This window comes from Solwaraspora sp. WMMD937, assembly GCF_029581175.1.
Lineage (GTDB): Bacteria > Actinomycetota > Actinomycetes > Mycobacteriales > Micromonosporaceae > Micromonospora_E.
On sequence record NZ_CP120738.1, the window covers coordinates 2,932,005 to 2,947,989 of the forward strand.

Consider the following 15,985-nt stretch of genomic DNA (forward strand, 5'->3'; position numbering starts at 1 on the left):
TCCGGCGACGAGTCGATTCAGCCCTCCGTCGCCCCGTTGAGCAGTGACGGATCGCGTCGGATCAGCTCTGCCAGGCGGGCTGCCGGACCGTCCTGGGCGGGCTGTCCGCGCGGCGGCCACTCCGGTGGGCGCCCGGCGGTCGGCACCCCGGGCGCCGCCGGGTCGCCGGACGGCGGGTTCGGCCCCGCCGCAGGCGTACCGCCGTCGACCGTCACCTGCACCCGGCCGTCCCGGTTGCCGACGGTGAGCTGAACGGCCTGACCGCCGTCGGTGAGGTGGACCGTCGCGGTCAACCCAGGGTGGCGCTCGACCACCTGCCGGACCGCCGCAGTGATCTCGTGCGCCGCCGACGCCGTCCGGTCGTTGCCCTGGCTGACCCGCTTCTGCAGCTGGTCGCGTCGGGCGAGCCGGGCGAGCGCGTCGTCCAGGTCACCACGCATCTGTCCTCCTCTGCTACCACCTCAGGATGGCTGACTCCGTACCGCTCGGTCCAGCGCCCGGTCCAGGACCACCAGCAGGGCGTCCCGGACCGACAGCCGGTCGCGGGCGTCGTACGCGACGACCGGAACGGCCGGGCCGGTCGCCAACGCCCACCTGACCTCGTCAATGCTATGACCAAGGCGGCCGTGGAAGGTATTTACTCCCACCACGAACGGCAGCCCGGCCCGCTCGAAGTAGTCGACGGCGGGATAGCAGTCGTCCAGGCGTGAGCTGTCCACCACGACCAGTGCGCCCAACGCCCCTCGGGCCAGGTCGTCCCACATGAACCCGAAACGGGTCTGACCCGGGGTGCCGAACAGGTACAGCTTCAGACTCCGGTCGATCGTGACACAGCCGAAGTCCATCGCGACGGTCGTGGTGGTCTTGCCGGACTCCGGGCCGGGGTCGTCGACCCCGACGGAGACGGTGGTCATCTCCGCCTCGGTGGTGAGCGGGGCGATCTCGGAGATGGCCCCGACGGTGGTGGTCTTGCCGACCCCGAAGCCACCCGCCACGACGATCTTGACCGGGATCGGAGCGGTCCGGGGTGCGGCCCGGTGCCGGGCTGTCGGGGGCGGTCCGGCGGTCGGACGGTCAGGAGATGGCACGTAGTCCACGGATCACTCGCAGGATGGTGTCGGCATCGGCAGGGGCGTCGACGTCGGGTACGTGGACGTCGAGATGGGCGGAGGCGCGGAGGTCGCCGACGAGTACCCGGGTCACCCCCAGGTGCAGCCCCAGCCGGGCGGACAGTTCCGCGACGGAGATCGGGTCGGCGGCGAGCGCGATGATCGCCCGCAGTTCAGGGGCCAGGCTGGCTCCCGAGGGGCCGGGGTCGAACAGGTCCGGTACCCGGGCGGTCACCTGCGTCTCCAGGTTGATGTCCGGGTCCGCCCCGGTGACCCGACCGGCGGTCAGCACGAACGGGCGCAGCGCCGTCGGCGCGGCGTCGCCGTCCGACCGGTCCGGCCCGCCGCCGTCGGACCCGCCCACGCCGGGCGAACCCCCACCCGCCGCCGGGGTGTCACCCGACGGCGGAGTACGCAGGTAGGGGCGGATCCGCGGCTGCGGATCGACCGGCTCGTCCGCCCCGTACGGCGGTCGGGTCACGACTGGACGGAGTTCTTCAACTCGGCGATCAGCCGGGGAGTGAGCGGGCCGCCGGCGCGCCCGGCGAACAGGGTCATCTCGTAGGCGACGGTGCCAAGGCTGGCCGAGCGGTCGGCGATCACCCCCAGCACCGATCCGGAGCTGATCGAGCTGACCAGCAGGTAGCCGTCGGCCATGTCGACCACCACCCGGTTCAGCGTGCCGAGTGAGTACCAGTTCGCCGCGCCACCGGCCAGGCTGGTCATGCCGGACACCACCGCCGCCAGCCGCTCGGCGTTGGCCCGGTCCTGAATGCCGGACATGGCCATCAGCAGTCCGTCAGAGGAGACCGCGATGGCCTCACGGACACCGGCTGTGCTGGAGGTGAACGAGTCCAGCAACCAGTTGAAGGTCTGCGCTTCGGCGCTCAGCGAGCCATTGCCGTTGCCGGCCGGGGTCGTCGGGCGTTCCGCAGTGTCCGGCGTGTAGGGACTGTTCATCCGTCGGTTCCTTTGCTGCCGTGCTGAAAGGTGGTGGTGATCTCGGTGAGCGCGCGCTGAACGCCCGTCTCAAACTCGTCCAGGGACTCCTTGGCCCGCTGCGGGTCCGGTGGCCAGGACTGGCTGTTGCCGGCGGATGTGCTAACCGGGGGCGGGTCGGGCAGGCTCGCCCCGGGCACCCGCTGAGTGAGGCGGTCCGACCTGACGACCGCCGGGTCCTGCGCCACCGCTTGCTGTGCCCGCCGTACCCCGGCCTCGAATTCCTCCAGCAGCGCTCGTGCGGCGATCGGGTCGGCGGGTGTGTCGCTGAGCGCCGCCGGGCCGCCGCCGACCGGATGCTGGGCGCCGGGAACGCGCTGCCGCAGCGGTCCACGTCCCACCGGCTCGGCGGCGGGCGCCGCCGGCTGCTCCGGTGCCCCGGCCGGTTCGACTGTCGTGCCGAACGCGTTCCACGGGGTTCCGGTGCCGAGTGACCGGGTGGCCCGCTGCACCGCCGACGAGTCGAAGCCGGCGCCGGCGCCGTCCGGTGCGCCGGTGCGGACGCTGGCCCGCGCGACGGTCCGTTCCGGTCGACGCTCACTGGCGGTGGCCGGCGTCGCGGCCGCTGGACTGTCCCCGGGCGGTCCGCCCGGTGCGGTGCCGATCAACACCGCATCGGCCGGGACCGTACCGGGTATCGGCGCGACGGTGGGCGCGACCGCTGGCGACTGGCTGGTGGAACCGGTGGCCATGGCCGGTCCAGGGGCGCCGGTGGCCGGCACGATCAGATCGGACCCCAAGTCGACCGTGACCGTGACCCCACCGCCCGGTGTGGCGGTCAGTTCGACCTCCATCGCATGCCGGCGGGCGAGTCGGCCGACCACGAACAGGCCGAGGACCTCGGTCGGTACCAGGTCGAGCCGTTCCCGTCGGGTCAGTCGGGCATTCTCCTCGGCCAGTCGTGCCGGAGACAGCCCGAGCCCACGGTCGATGACGCTGACCCGCAGGCCGTCATCCAGCGGTCCGGCGGTCACGGTCACCCGGGTGTGCGGTGGCGAGAAGACGGTACCGTTCTCCATCAGCTCGGCCAGCAGCAGCACCATGTCGGCGATGACCGACGGCTGCAGGGCGTACCCGGCCGGTGCCTGTACGTCGACCCGGGTGTAGTCCTCGATCTCGCCGAGAGCGAGTCGGATGACGTCGGAGATCGGCAGTGGGGCCATGTGCTCCTCGGTGCCGGTCGCGCCGGAGAGCACCACCAGGCTGCCAGCGTTACGCCGCAGCCGGCTGGAGACGTGGTCGAGCCGGTACAGATGCTGCAGCCGGCGCGGGTCGGTCTCCTCCCGCTCCAGCCGGTCGATGATCGACAACTGGCGGCCCACCAGGTTCTGGGTCCGCCGTCCGACGTGGCCGAACATCTGCGCCACGTTGCGTCGGCTCGACACCTGTCGTTCGACGAGCCGGGCGGCGGTCTGCTGCACCCGTTCGAAGGCGCGGGCCAGGTCGCCGATCTCGTCGGTGGCGGAAACCTCGACCGGGTCGAGGCGCACCGGGTCGGGGCGCTCCGACTCGTCATCGGCCACCCGGACCAGCTCCGCCTCGGCGATCCGGGCGACACGGTCGGCCGAGGAGGTAAGCCTGGCCAGCGGCTGGGCGACCGACCGGGCCACGTACAGACTCAACGCGACGACCGCCAGCAGGACCAGCAGCGCACCGGCCACCACGCCGTACGCGATGAAGAGGATCTGTTCCTGCCGCCGGGTCACGTCGACCGTGACGTCGATAACGATTTTGCGTTCGACGAACCGGCCGAGGGCGATCAGCGACTCCAGGGCCGGGAACAGCGTGGTTACGGACAGGCCGGCCAACGCCTGGGTCGGGTCGACTGGAAAGCCGTCCTGCGCGCCGGCCTGGGAGGTGGCGGTGAACCCGCTGCCGAGCCGCTGGTCGAGTGCCTCCTCGACCAGGCTGTAGAGGGCCACCTGATCGGCGGTGGCGAATCGGCTGAACCGAGCGGCGTTCTCCTGTGCGGCGACCAGGCTCATCGCGTACCGGCTGGCGGACTGCGGATCGCGGGATCCGACCACCAGCAGCATGTGAGTCGCTCCGGCGCTGATCGCGGCATCCAGCCGCAGCGCGGCGTCCAACGCTACGATCTGGCGTCCCTCCGGGGTGGCGACGTCGGCCGAGTCGACCAGCTTCAACCCGTCGATCAACCGCTCGATGAGATCGCCGTACGCGGCCATCACCTGATCGCTGGTTGCCGTGCGGTCGCGTACTGCGGCCCGGACCTCGGCGAGGTCGTCGACAGTGTCGACCGCTGCGGTCAGTTCGGTGCCGAGGTGGCCCCCCAGCTCCGCCCGGATGTCGGCCACCCGGTCGGTGACGGTTGCCTCCTGCAACACCAGTCGGGACCGATCCACGCTGTCCAGCAGGTAGCCGATCGCCAGCAGACGTTCCTGCTGCAGGTCCTGGGCGAGCGAGCCGATCTGGCCACCGGTCTGCACGGTACGGACCGTGTCGGCGGCTCGGCCGGCCAGCGCGGCGCGGTCGATCACGATCGGCACCGTCAGGGCAGCGACCGCGATCAGCGGGATCATGACCAGCAGGGCCAGTTTTCCCCGGATCCGGAGCCTATCGAGCAGCAACGGTCGGCCCCCATCGTCCGGTGCCCGGGTCGGCGGTGTCAGCGGGCGCGCCGCCGTGCGCAGTCGGGTCGAGTTCCGGCCAGCGGGTCGGCTGGTCCGCCGCGTCCGGCCGGGGCTCGGCCGGTCCTGGTGGGTGGCCGGTCCCGGGGTGGCCGGCCGCACCGGTGCCGGGCTGGCCGGCGGTCGACGCGGGCTGGCCGAGGTAGGCGATGACCATCGGGGCTACGGCCAGGGCGAAGGCCACCACCAGGGCGCCGACCGAGACCCACTGGCCGCGTTGCAGGGTGCTGATCCGGTCGGTGATCAGATTGTCCAGCTCGGCCAGCATGGTGCCGGTGAGTTCGGCTGCGGCAACCTGGGCATCGCCGCGGAGCCCGATGAGCGGTTGCAGGTCGGGCAGCGCTGCCCCGCCGCCCGGTGCGGCGGACCCGTCCCCCGAGACGACATCTGCGGGTTTCAGCGCGGCAGCGGCGGCGGCAATGGTGTCCATGCTGCGCCGGAACCGGTCGACCTGGGTGAGCAGGTTGCTGCTCATCGTCCGGCTGTCGGTGCTCTCCACCGCAGCCTGGACATTGTCGGCCAGGTCGCCGGCGGGAGAGAGCACGTCGCCGGCCGCGCTGATCAGCTCGACCAACGCCAGTGGTTGGTCCTGCGCCGGCCGGGTCGGCAGCAGCACGGCGAGATCCGCGAAGCGTCCGGTGGCGACGATCGCCTCCGGCAACTCCTCGGCCGCACCGTCCTGCAGGTGGTAGGCGTCGCCTTCCGGGTCGCGCGTCAGGTTCGAGCTCTCCCGGATCCGGTCGTACTGGGCCAGCAGCAGGTCGGTGGCCTGGCGGTACGCGTCGAAGGCTTCGGCCGGCCGGCTGAACTGCCGGTCCGACAGGGATTCCACGGCGGAGCGCAGCGTCGCCCACCGTTGCTGGGCCCGTAGTGACGCGCCGATCCGCTGGTCGACCTCGCTGACCGCGTCGAGGGCCCGAAGCAGCGCCTCGTCGTTGACCGGCTGGCCGGCGACGGCCGCCGACTGTGCGTCGACCAGGGCCACGGTCAACTCGTTCAGCGCGCCGAGATACGCCACGCCCTCGCGTTCGCGTTCGGCGAAGGCGATGTCCGCCGAGGTGCCGCGCCACAGCTGCGTGAACAGCACACAGACGGGTACGAGCATCAGTACGGTGATGGCTGATCGGAGCAGCGCCCCGTCGAGCCGTCGCTTCCGGCGTACGGCGTCCTGTGCGGGTCGCCGTACGGCTTTGTGTGCAGGTTGCATCGCCCACCCCCCTGGCGGTAGCAGCGAATTACAGCGGACAGCGTCGAGTGCGCAGGATCGCGTCGTTCGTGCGGCCCGCCGGCAGGGAAGATAGATGCCCTGCCGGCGGGCCGGAACCATCCGTGAGGCCGTCAGTCGCGCACCGTACGGTCGACTCGACCGCAATGTGCGAAGACAGCTACGAGCAGTGAGAATTCGTCGTTCAGCAACCGTTTTCCGTCTGGTTTGGGGCTTATGTCAGAATCATCGGTATCTGCGGGTGGTCAGCCGAATGGGTATTGGTATCGGGCAGACTGTCGGATCGGCGCTGGTCGACACGGCTTACCCTACTACCGGGTAAGGGCTAATCGACCGGACCGCTGACCGGTGGAGCCTCGCCTTCGCCCAGCAGATCGAGCACCAGCGCTGCGGTCCAGCTGAAAGCCGCTGAGCCGACCCCGTCGCCGGTCTCCGGGTGGAAGTACTCGTAGTAACCGGACCGGCGGACCAGTTCCAGCATCGCGTCACGCAGAGTTTCGGCCTGATCCAGATGGCCATGCTCCCGAAGTCCCCGGCGGAGCAGCCAGTTGATGTTGATCCACACCGGTCCGCGCCAGTAGCGCACCGGGTCGAAGTCGGCGGCGGAGCGGTCGTAGCTGGCCACCGGCATCGACGCAGACAGCCCGAACCGGTGCGACTCGGCCGTCGCCACCAACGCTGCGACGCGATCTGGCGGTAGGCCGGGCAGGATCAGCGGGACCAGTCCGCTCACGCAGCGTGCCGGACTGAGCCGTCCGGTCCGGACATCCCGGGCGTGGTACATGCCGGTCTGCGGGTTCCACAGTTGGTCGTCGACCGCCCGGGTGATCCGCGCGGCTCGGTCCAGGTGGACCGCCGGGTCGGCGCCGATCACGGCGGCGATCCGGGCGAGCGCGTGTTCGGCGGCGGCCAGCAACGCGTTGAAGGTCGGACACTCGACCACGAAATCGTGGCGCGCGGCGAGCTCGTCGTCCCGGTAGCCGCCGTCGCGGTACGCCAGCGCCAGCGCGACGAACCGGGCGTAGTCCTCATCTGTCGGCCGGTGGGCCGCCGCGGCCACCCGGTTGTCGTGCCGCTGCCGCCCGACGAGCACGCCGAGGTCGGCCGGTACGGCGGCCAGCGCCGCATCCCAGGCCGGGCTGTTGTCGAGGCCGGACTCCCAGGGGTGCACGATGCTGGCCAACCCGTCCCCGGTGGCGTCGCGACAGCTCGACAGATAGTCCTGGGCGGCGACCAGCCGTGGGTAGAACCAGCGCAGCTCGGCTTCCGCCTGCGGCCCCGGTGCCCGCTGGTAGATCTCCCAGACCGCGAGAGCGTGGGCAGGCGGCTGGACGATGCCGGTGCCGTCCGGGTGTCCGGGACGGCGCAGCGGTACCTGCCAGAAACCCGGTCCGGGGAAGTAGTCGCGTTCGGCGACGTCCGGGTCGAAGACGATGTGCGGTACCCGTCCGTCCGGCCACTGCGCCAGGAACAGGCTGCGCAGGTCGTGCCAGGCCCGGTCGGGGTCGATCCGGGCCAGGCCGATCGCGATGAACGCCGCGTCCCAGCTCCACTGGTGCGGGTAGAGGGTGCGCGACGGCACGGTGTGGTTGCGCGACCAGTTGGCGTCGAGTACGGCTCTGGCCATGTGCCACAGGTCGGCGGGCGTGCGTTCGGTGAGTTGTCCGGCCGGCGGCCGGTCCGTGACCGGAATGCTCGCGATGGCCGTGTGGGCGGTGCTGATGCTGCTCATTCTTCCGTCCTGGTCAATCTCCGGCCGGGCCGTCGGCCAGGCAGGAACCACCGCCAACGGTGGGGTGGTAACGACGAATGTACGCGCGGTGAACAGCATGTGCCCTTGTCGCAGACGGCGGTAGGGTCTGTCGGCTACCGGACCATGAGTCGTCCGGTCAATGAATACGGGCAGGTCGAAGGGGGTAGGCGGGGAGGATGGCAACGCATGGTGAGCAACCTGTGGCAATTCTGCCGTCCGGGGTCGGGATGCCGCTGCTCGGGTTCGGCACCTGGCAGGCGTCGGGCGACGCCGGCTACCGGGCGGTCCGAACGGCATTGGACGCCGGCTACCGGCACGTCGACACCGCCACGATGTACGGCAACGAGGCCGAGGTCGGCCGGGCGATCAAGGACAGCGGAATCGCCCGGGACGAGATCTTCGTCACCACCAAGCTGCCACCCGAGCGGGCCGGGCGGGAGGCGGAGACGCTGGCCGCGAGCCTGGCCGCACTGGGCACCGAGTACGTCGACCTGTGGCTGATCCACTGGCCACCGGCCGGTGGCGCCGGCGTGCCGACCTGGCGGGAGTTCGTCGCCCACCGGGACACCGGTGCGGTCCGGGCGATCGGTGTCTCCAACTACGGCCTCGACCAGATCGACGAACTGACCGAGCGGACCGGGGTGGTGCCGGCGGTCAACCAGGTGCCGTGGGCACCGGCGATGCATGATCCGCGGACGGTGGCCGAGCACCGCGACCGCGGGGTGGTTCTGGAGGGGTACAGCCCGTTCAAGAACACCGACCTCGCCGACCCGGTGCTGGCCCGGGTCGCCGCCGCCCACCAGGTGAGCCCAGCCCAGGTGGTGCTGCGCTGGCACATCCAGCACGGCATCGTGGTGATTCCGAAGTCCGTCACGTCGGAGCGGATCCGTACCAACGCCGACGTCTTCGGCTTCACTCTGTCCGCCGACGAGATGGCCGTGATCGACGACCTGCGCGACTGAGGCCCACCGACACCGGCGGCCGGGCGGGTAGGTCGCGGCGCTGTCCGGGATCCCGGGCCGGGCCTGCGGTGGAGGGTCACTCGCACCGCGGGCCGGGCCCGGGTCCGTGAATCAGCCGGTGGTGCAGGTGGTGCCGTTGAGGGTGAAGCTGTTCGGCGAGGAGTAGCTACCGCTGTAGCTGGCCTGGTAACCGAACGAGGCGGTCCCCCCGGGGGCCAGTGTGCCGTTCCAGCCCACGTTCCGAGCGGTCACCGACGATCCGCTCTGGGTGACGGTGGCGTTCCACGAGTTGCCGACCGTCTGCCCGGCCGGCAGTTGGTAGGCCAACGTCCAGCCGTTGATGGTGCCGCTCCCGGTGTTGGTGACGCGTACGTCGGCGGTGTAGCCGTTGTTCCAGGTGTTCGCCGTGTAGCTGACCCGGCACCCGCCACCACCGGGCGGCTGACTGGTCGGCGGGGCGGTGGTCGGCGGGGCGGTGGTCGGCGGGGCGCCGCCGGTGGAGACCGAACCGGAAAAGGAGTTCACCCCGAGGCCGACGCCGCCGTTCCACGGCTCGAAGCCGGCCTGGACGCTGGTCAGGTACCAGGAGTTTGTGATCTGCCCCCGGGCCCGGACGTCGGCGATGAAGTCGAGCACGTTGAAGCTCCAACTGGTGATCGACGACGGGGCCAGGTAGGACACCACGTTGTTGGAACCGTTGCTGCCGGTCCAGACCTGCCAGCTGCGGCCGGCGACGGTGGCGTTGCCGACCGGTGAGCCGATCGGCTGGATGGAGCCCTGCCGGTGGAACCAGATCATGATCTCCATCTGGCTGACACCGTTGGTGCGCGGGGTCGGGTCGAGCCAGATGTCGTACGAGGCGTTGTACGTCCCGTTGCCGACGTACTGGTAGTTGATGCTGGTCGGTGCGTTGCTGATCCGGCTCACCTGGATCGGCAGGTTGGTGCCGGGGGAGCAGTTGGTGTAGTGGCAGCCGTAAAAGATCGACGGGTACGACACCGGTGCGCCGTTGGTCGGTGAGCTGCCTTGCTGCGAGGTCACCGAGAAGCCGGTGTCGGTCACGTTGATGCACTGTTCGGCGGTGGTGCCCCAGCGGTTGTTCTGCACCACGTAGCGACCCTGGATGGTGGTGCTGCCGTACTGTTCGCAGATGCGTGTGTCGGCCTGGGCTGGCGTGGCGGCGACCACGGTGACGAGGCCGCCGGTGAGCAGCAGTACGGCTGCGGCGGCGGCGCGGATCGGACGTCTCATGGTTCTCCTTAGACCGTGGAGACGGCGGATAGGAACCAACGTCGCGGGAGCGCTCCCATCACGGTAGATCACATCGACATGCATGAAAAGAGTCAGTAGGAGATGAGCCCGCGGGCGGCGGCCACCTGGTCGGCGGCGGCCCGCAGCGCCTCGACCATCCGGGCTTCGCCGGCGGCGTCGATCCGGTTCGCCGGGACGGACAGGCTGATCGCGTCGCCGGCCGGCCGGCGCAGCGGCATCGCCATCGCCAGGCAGACGATCCCCTCGGTGTTCTCCTCCCGGTCCACGGCCCAGCCCTGGGCACGGACCTCGGCCAGGGCGGCGTGCAGGGCGGCCCGGTCGGTGATAGTACGCCGGGTCATCCGGCGCAACGGCCAGCTCAGCAACTGGTCGACGGTGTCGTCCGGATGTTCGGCGAGCAGCGCCTTGCCCAGCGCGGTGGCGTGCGCCGGCAGGTGCCGGCCGATCGCGCTGTACAGCCGCAGCGGATGCACCGACTCGCGCTTGGCCAGGTAGACCACGTGCGGGCCGTCCAGCCGGCCTAGATGGACGGTCTCACCGAACTGCCCGGCCAGCGCGTCGAGCACGCCGTCCAGCAGGCTGACGGCGTTGTCGGCGGCCAGGTACGCCGCGCCCACCTGCAGCGCCCGTACGCCCAGGCCGAACCGGGTGCCGGTGGGATCGGTCTCCACCCAGCCGCGATGCATCATCGTGCGGAGGATCCCGTGCAGGCTGCTCTTCGGGATCTGCAAAACCCGCGCCAGGTCGCCGAGGGACCGGCGGTCGGGGGTGGCGGCCAGCGCCTCCAGTACCTCCAACGTCCGGCCGGCGGACTTCACCGGCTGGAAACCCTCCTGCGCCGCCATGGCGGTCACTCTAACCAGCGCCGCACCGGTTGACAGCGATGTGCCACCGAGTATGGTCATGTATGTGACCGATGTTCATGATGCTGAACGCGAGTCGACCGGCCGCGAGATTGACCGGGGCGCGCACGACGGCGGCGACGTCGTCTCGGTGATCGGTGCGGGGCGGATCCTTCCGGTGGTCGTCCTGGCCGATCCGGCCGGTGCCGCGCCACTGGCCGAGGCGCTGCTCGCCGGCGGGCTGCGTACCGCAGAAGTGACCTTTCGCACCCCGGCGGCGGCGGACGCGATCGCGGCGATGGCCGGACACCCCGGCATGCTGGTCGGTGCCGGCACCGTGCTCACCGTCGAACAGGTCGACCGGGCAGTCGACGCCGGCGCCCGGTTCGTGGTCAGCCCTGGCTTCGGACCTGCCGTCGTGCGCCGCTGTCAGGAGCTCGACCTGCCGGTCTTCCCTGGGGTGTCCAGCGCCACCGAGATCCAGATGGCCCTCGACGCCGGGCTGGACACGGTCAAGTTCTTCCCGGCCGAACAGCTCGGCGGGGTGGGCATGGTGTCCGCGCTCGCCGCGCCGTTCCGGTCGGTGCGGTTCATTCCGACCGGCGGGGTGAGCCCCGCCAACGTCGCGGACTACCTGGCCCACCCGGCGGTCCTCGCCGTCGGCGGCACCTGGATGGTCGCCCCCCGCCTGCTCGACGTCGGCGACTGGGCCGAGGTGACCCGGCTGACCGCGGTCGCGGTCGCCGCTGCCCGCGCCGCCGACTGACCGGTCCGACCCGACGTGGAAACCGACCTTGACAAGGACCGGTTCGACCGCGATCAGGACCGGTCCGACCGTTTGACTGAGGAGTCGTGAGATGGCCGAACAGCACCCCGTCGACCGCGTCCCGCTGCACCCCCGGCCGGCCGCCGACTGTCGCTACGACCTGGTCTCGCTCGGCGAGGTCATGCTGCGGCTGGACCCGGGTGAGGGACGGGTGCGCACCGCCCGCAGCTTCCGGGCGTGGGAGGGCGGCGGCGAGTACAACGTCGCGCGGGGGCTGCGCCGCTGCTTCGGCCTGCGTAGCGCGGTCGTCACCGCGTTCGCCGACAACGAGGTCGGTCGCCTGCTGGAGGATCTGGTGCTGCAGGGCGGCGTCGACACCGCGTACGTGCGTTGGCTGCCGTACGACGGGATCGGCCGCAGCGTCCGCAACGGGCTCAACTTCACCGAGCGCGGCTTCGGGGTGCGCGGCGCGATCGGCACCTCCGACCGGGCAAACAGCGCGGCCAGCCAGCTGCGCCCCGAGGACGTCGACTGGGACCACCTGTTCGGCACGCTCGGCGTGCGTTGGCTGCACACCGGCGGCATCTACGCGGCCCTGTCGCCGACCACGCCGGACACGATCGAGGCGGCGATGACGGCCGCCCGCCGGCACGGCACGATCATCTCCTACGACCTGAACTACCGGCCCAGCCTGTGGAAGGCGGTCGGTGGACAGTCTCGGGCGCAGGAGGTCAACCGGCGGCTGGCCGGCTACGTCGACGTCATGATCGGCAACGAGGAGGACTTCACCGCGAGTCTCGGGTTCGCCGTGCCGGACACCGACGAGAGCCTCACCGACCTGGAGGTCGCCAACTTCCAACGGATGATCACCGAGGTGACCGGGGCGTACCCGAACTTCAAGGTGGTGGCGACGACGCTGCGTACGGTGCGTTCCGCGACGGTGAACGACTGGGGCGCGGTCGCCTGGTCGGCACCGACCGGTTTCGTGTCCGCCACCCACCGGCCGGGCCTGGAGATCCTGGACCGGGTCGGCGGCGGTGACAGCTTCGCGTCCGGCCTGGTCTACGGCCTGTTGGAGCTGGGCGACCTGGCGGTCGCGGTGGAGTACGGTGCCGCGCACGGGGCGCTGGCAATGACTACTCCCGGGGACACCTCGACGGCCAGCCTCAAGGAGGTGGCGGCGCTCGTCGGTGGCGGTGGGGCGAGGGTGCAGCGCTGAGGGTCCCGCCGGCACCGGGGAGCCGTTAAGATTTCCACCGGTGGATGTTGCCTGGCGCCGTGGCGGGCGGCATTCGCGCGGAGCAAGCAGGGCGGGATGGGCCTACCGCGGACAGTGTTGCCGGCAGTAGTCTCTTGGCTTCAATGAGTGTCTATTCCCCCGGAGGCGGCGCGGACCATGGCTCAACCACCCGTGCGCGTGCTCATTGTCGGCGCCAGCGTCGCCGGGCTGGCCGCCGCCCGGGCGCTGCGGCTGGCCGGCATCCGGCCCGAGCTGGTGGAGAAGCTGGCCCCGACCGTCGTCGCCGGCGCTGGGATCTTCCTGCCCGGCAATGCCATCCGCGCGCTTCGTGAACTCGGGCTGGACAATCCGTTGCGCCCGCTCGGCGCGGTGATCCGGCACCAGCGATTCCTCGACGCCACCGGCGCCGAGCTGTGCTCGGTCAATCTGGAACAGCTGTGGCAGGGGGTCGGGCAGTGCCGGGCGTTGCCCCGCGCGGACCTGCACCAGGTGCTGCTCACCGGCGCCGGCGGCGAAGTGCGGTACCACACCGAGGTGTGCGACGTGGAGGTCGGCGACCAGACCACCAAGGTCGCCTTCGGCGACGGCTCCTACGCCGAGTACGACCTGGTCGTCGGAGCGGACGGGCGCCGGTCGGCGGTCCGTCGACTGGCCGAGATCGGCGGCGCGCCGCACCCGGTCGGCCAGATCGCCTACCGCAGCGTGGTCAGCGGCGGCCCGGAGATCACCGAGTGGACGGCACTGCTCGGGCGACGGTCCGGCATCGCGCTCGCCCCGATGGGCTACGGCCGGGTCTACCTCTACGCCGACGAGCCGTTGCCGGCCGGCTCCGCCCCGCCCGCCGACCCGTTGGTCCGGCTCCACCAGCTCCTCGGCGACTATGGTGGGCCGGTGCCAGCGGTCCTCGACGCGGTGGAGAAGGTCCAGGTGGCCGTCACCGACGAGGTGGAGCTGAGCGGCTGGTCCCGGGGCAACGTGGTGCTCGTCGGGGACGCCGCCCACGCCACCGCACCGACCCTGTCCCAGGGGGCGGCGATGGCGTTCGAGGACGCGCTGGTCCTGGCCGAGGAGCTACGCGCCGCGCCGTCGGTCGTCGAGGCGCTCGCCAGGTACGAGAGCCGACGTCGGCCGCGTACCCAGTGGGTCCTGGACCGGACCCGTGACCGGGACCGGACCCGCGACGTCGCCCCGGCCCTGCGTGACCCGATGCTGCGCGCCAAGGGCGGCACTATCTTCCAGGAGCACTACCGGCTGCTCGTCGACCCGGTGTGAGCCGACCGGCAGCCCGCAGCGGTGCAGGCACCCGGCGTGCGGACCGGCGGTGAACGGGGACTATCCTGCCTGCGAGGCACGGCCAGCGGATCATCAACCCGGGCGCCGTGGGATTGACGAGAACCGGAGGCCATTCGTGACCACCGTCGCACCGAAGCCGATCGCCAGCCGGCCCTTCCCGGTCCGCAGGCCGGTCCGCGGCTCGGCCATGGCGCGGCTGCTGCGCACGACCGACGCGAAGCAGATCGGGATCATGTACATGATCACCGCCTTCGCGTTCTTCATGATCGGTGGCCTGATGGCCCTGATCATGCGTGCGGAGCTGGCCCAGCCGGGGATGCAGTTCCTCTCCCCGGAGCAGTACAACCAGCTGTTCACCATGCACGGCACGATCATGCTGTTGTTCTTCGCGACGCCGATCGTGTTCGCCTTCGCGAACTACGTTACGCCGATCCAGATCGGCGCGCCGGACGTTTCCTTTCCCCGGCTGAACAGCTTCGCCTACTGGCTGTACCTGTTCGGTGGTACCTTGGCGATGGGTGGCTTCCTCACCCCGGGTGGTGCCGCCGACTTCGGCTGGTTCGCGTACACCCCGCTGAGCAGCGTCGAGCACTCCCCGGGCGTCGGCGCCAACATGTGGATCGTGGGCCTGGCGATCTCCGGTCTGGGCACCATCCTCGGCGCGGTCAACATGATCACCACGATCCTGACCCTGCGCGCGCCGGGCATGACCATGTTCCGGATGCCGATCTTCACCTGGAACATCCTGGTCACCAGCCTCCTGGTGATCATGGTCTTCCCGCTGCTGGCCGCCGCGCTGTTCGCGCTCGCCGCCGACCGCATGCTCGGTGCCCACGTGTACGCGCCGGAGACCGGCGGGCCGCTGCTGTGGCAGCACCTGTTCTGGTTCTTCGGCCACCCCGAGGTGTACATCGTCGCGCTGCCGTTCTTCGGCATCATCAGCGAGATCATCCCGGTCTTCTCCCGCAAGCCGATCTTCGGCTACAAGGGTCTGGTGGCCGCCACGATCGCGATCGCCGCGTTGTCGATGAGCGTCTGGGCGCACCACATGTTCGCCACCGGCGCGGTGCTGCTGCCCTTCTTCAGCTTCCTGTCCTTCCTGATCGCGGTGCCGACCGGCATGAAGTTCTTCAACTGGATCGGCACCATGTGGCGGGGGCAGATCAGCTTCGAGACGCCGATGCTCTGGTCGATCGGCTTCCTGGTCACCTTCCTCTTCGGCGGTCTGTCGGGTGTGCTGCTGGCCAGCCCGCCGATCGACTTCCACGTCTCGGACTCGTACTTCGTCGTCGCCCACTTCCACTACGTGCTGTTCGGCACGATCGTGTTCGCGGTGTTTGCCGGCATCTATTTCTGGTTTCCGAAGTTCACCGGACGGATGCTCGACGAGCGGCTGGGCCGGGTGCACTTCTGGCTGACCTTCGTCGGCTTCCACACCACCTTCCTGGTGCAGCACTGGCTCGGGGCCGAGGGCTTTCCCCGCCGGTACGCCGACTACCAGGCGATCGACGGCTGGACCACGCTGAACATGATCTCCACGGTCGGCTCGTTCGTCACCGGCATCTCCACCCTGCCGTTCCTCTACAACGTGTGGAAGTCGTACAAGGCCGGACCGCTGGTCGAGGTCGACGACCCGTGGGGCCACGGGAACTCGTTGGAGTGGGCGACCAGTTGCCCGCCACCGTTGCGCAACTTCGACCGGATGCCCCGGATCCGCTCCGAGCGACCGGCGTTCGACCTGAAGTTCCCGGAGCTGGCCGCCGGCCACCACTCGGTCGCTGGCCCGCCGGAGGGCGGTGCCAAGCCGCTGACCAGCGAGTCGGACGGCGGTGCCACATACCAGGAGGACACCGCCAGCAACGTCGACCGGCGCTGA

At 70.6% G+C, this 15,985-nt stretch carries 14 protein-coding genes; 5 read left to right on the forward strand and 9 right to left on the reverse strand.

The window, feature by feature from the left end; all coding sequences use genetic code 11:
* Nucleotides 1-17: 17 nt before the first annotated feature.
* The 7 genes from O7621_RS12895 to O7621_RS12925 form a co-directional block, all read right to left on the reverse strand.
* Complete coding sequence (locus O7621_RS12895) at nt 18-440, reverse strand: hypothetical protein (protein WP_282234174.1); 423 nt, start codon at nt 438-440, stop codon at nt 18-20.
* A gap of 21 nt (nt 441-461) precedes the next feature.
* The gene (locus O7621_RS12900) at nt 462-1,013 is read right to left on the reverse strand and encodes an ATP/GTP-binding protein (RefSeq protein WP_282234574.1); all 552 of its coding nucleotides are present in this window, start codon (nt 1,011-1,013) and stop codon (nt 462-464) included.
* Nucleotides 1,014-1,074: 61 nt separating this feature from the next.
* Nucleotides 1,075-1,590, reverse strand: a complete 516-nt coding sequence (locus tag O7621_RS12905; protein WP_282234175.1) for a DUF742 domain-containing protein — start codon at nt 1,588-1,590, stop codon at nt 1,075-1,077.
* Complete coding sequence (locus O7621_RS12910) at nt 1,587-2,069, reverse strand: roadblock/LC7 domain-containing protein (protein WP_282234176.1); 483 nt, start codon at nt 2,067-2,069, stop codon at nt 1,587-1,589. The genes O7621_RS12905 and O7621_RS12910 overlap by 4 nt, the downstream gene beginning before the upstream one ends.
* The gene (locus O7621_RS12915; RefSeq protein WP_282234177.1) at nt 2,066-4,648 is read right to left on the reverse strand and encodes a nitrate- and nitrite sensing domain-containing protein; all 2,583 of its coding nucleotides are present in this window, start codon (nt 4,646-4,648) and stop codon (nt 2,066-2,068) included. The genes O7621_RS12910 and O7621_RS12915 overlap by 4 nt, the downstream gene beginning before the upstream one ends.
* 34 nt (nt 4,649-4,682) lie before the next feature.
* Nucleotides 4,683-5,861: a hypothetical protein gene (locus O7621_RS12920; protein ID WP_282234178.1), complete on the reverse strand. Its 1,179-nt coding sequence runs from the start codon at nt 5,859-5,861 to the stop codon at nt 4,683-4,685.
* Nucleotides 5,862-6,306: 445 nt separating this feature from the next.
* On the reverse strand, nt 6,307-7,713 hold the full coding sequence (locus O7621_RS12925) for a trehalase family glycosidase (RefSeq protein ID WP_348775302.1): 1,407 nt from the start codon (nt 7,711-7,713) through the stop codon (nt 6,307-6,309).
* A 248-nt stretch (nt 7,714-7,961) separates the two neighbouring features.
* Between O7621_RS12925 and O7621_RS12930 the strand changes: the two genes are divergently transcribed.
* Nucleotides 7,962-8,696: an aldo/keto reductase gene (locus tag O7621_RS12930; protein WP_282234576.1), complete on the forward strand. Its 735-nt coding sequence runs from the start codon at nt 7,962-7,964 to the stop codon at nt 8,694-8,696.
* A gap of 111 nt (nt 8,697-8,807) precedes the next feature.
* Here the strand turns inward: O7621_RS12930 and O7621_RS12935 are convergent, their stop codons facing one another.
* Together O7621_RS12935 and O7621_RS12940 are read right to left on the reverse strand one after the other, a co-directional pair.
* A complete protein-coding gene (locus O7621_RS12935; protein ID WP_282234179.1) occupies nt 8,808-9,947 on the reverse strand; it encodes a cellulose binding domain-containing protein in 1,140 nt (379 codons plus the stop codon).
* A 92-nt stretch (nt 9,948-10,039) separates the two neighbouring features.
* Nucleotides 10,040-10,813, reverse strand: a complete 774-nt coding sequence (locus O7621_RS12940; RefSeq protein ID WP_282234180.1) for an IclR family transcriptional regulator — start codon at nt 10,811-10,813, stop codon at nt 10,040-10,042.
* Between the two features lie 64 nt (nt 10,814-10,877).
* Between O7621_RS12940 and eda the strand changes: the two genes are divergently transcribed.
* The 4 genes from eda to ctaD all read left to right on the forward strand — a co-directional run bounded on the left by eda (nt 10,878) and on the right by ctaD (nt 15,985).
* On the forward strand, nt 10,878-11,576 hold the full coding sequence (eda, locus tag O7621_RS12945) for a bifunctional 4-hydroxy-2-oxoglutarate aldolase/2-dehydro-3-deoxy-phosphogluconate aldolase (RefSeq protein ID WP_282234181.1): 699 nt from the start codon (nt 10,878-10,880) through the stop codon (nt 11,574-11,576).
* Nucleotides 11,577-11,667: 91 nt separating this feature from the next.
* Nucleotides 11,668-12,795, forward strand: a complete 1,128-nt coding sequence (locus O7621_RS12950; protein ID WP_282234182.1) for a sugar kinase — start codon at nt 11,668-11,670, stop codon at nt 12,793-12,795.
* Between the two features lie 177 nt (nt 12,796-12,972).
* Nucleotides 12,973-14,088, forward strand: a complete 1,116-nt coding sequence (locus O7621_RS12955; RefSeq protein ID WP_282234183.1) for an FAD-dependent monooxygenase — start codon at nt 12,973-12,975, stop codon at nt 14,086-14,088.
* A gap of 136 nt (nt 14,089-14,224) precedes the next feature.
* The gene (gene ctaD, locus O7621_RS12960) at nt 14,225-15,985 is read left to right on the forward strand and encodes a cytochrome c oxidase subunit I (RefSeq protein ID WP_278167436.1); all 1,761 of its coding nucleotides are present in this window, start codon (nt 14,225-14,227) and stop codon (nt 15,983-15,985) included.

Coding starts and splice junctions, on each gene's coding strand:
- O7621_RS12895 (WP_282234174.1), bottom strand. CDS start 440: ATGCGTGGTGACCTGGACGACGCGCTCGCCCGGCTCGCCCGACGCGAC.
- O7621_RS12910 (WP_282234176.1), bottom strand. CDS start 2,069: ATGAACAGTCCCTACACGCCGGACACTGCGGAACGCCCGACGACCCCG.
- O7621_RS12915 (WP_282234177.1), bottom strand. CDS start 4,648: ATGATCCCGCTGATCGCGGTCGCTGCCCTGACGGTGCCGATCGTGATC.
- O7621_RS12920 (WP_282234178.1), bottom strand. CDS start 5,861: ATGCTCGTACCCGTCTGTGTGCTGTTCACGCAGCTGTGGCGCGGCACC.
- O7621_RS12925 (WP_348775302.1), bottom strand. CDS start 7,713: ATGAGCAGCATCAGCACCGCCCACACGGCCATCGCGAGCATTCCGGTC.
- O7621_RS12930 (WP_282234576.1), top strand. CDS start 7,962: ATGCCGCTGCTCGGGTTCGGCACCTGGCAGGCGTCGGGCGACGCCGGC.
- O7621_RS12935 (WP_282234179.1), bottom strand. CDS start 9,947: ATGAGACGTCCGATCCGCGCCGCCGCCGCAGCCGTACTGCTGCTCACC.
- O7621_RS12940 (WP_282234180.1), bottom strand. CDS start 10,813: ATGGCGGCGCAGGAGGGTTTCCAGCCGGTGAAGTCCGCCGGCCGGACG.
- O7621_RS12950 (WP_282234182.1), top strand. CDS start 11,668: ATGGCCGAACAGCACCCCGTCGACCGCGTCCCGCTGCACCCCCGGCCG.
- O7621_RS12955 (WP_282234183.1), top strand. CDS start 12,973: ATGGCTCAACCACCCGTGCGCGTGCTCATTGTCGGCGCCAGCGTCGCC.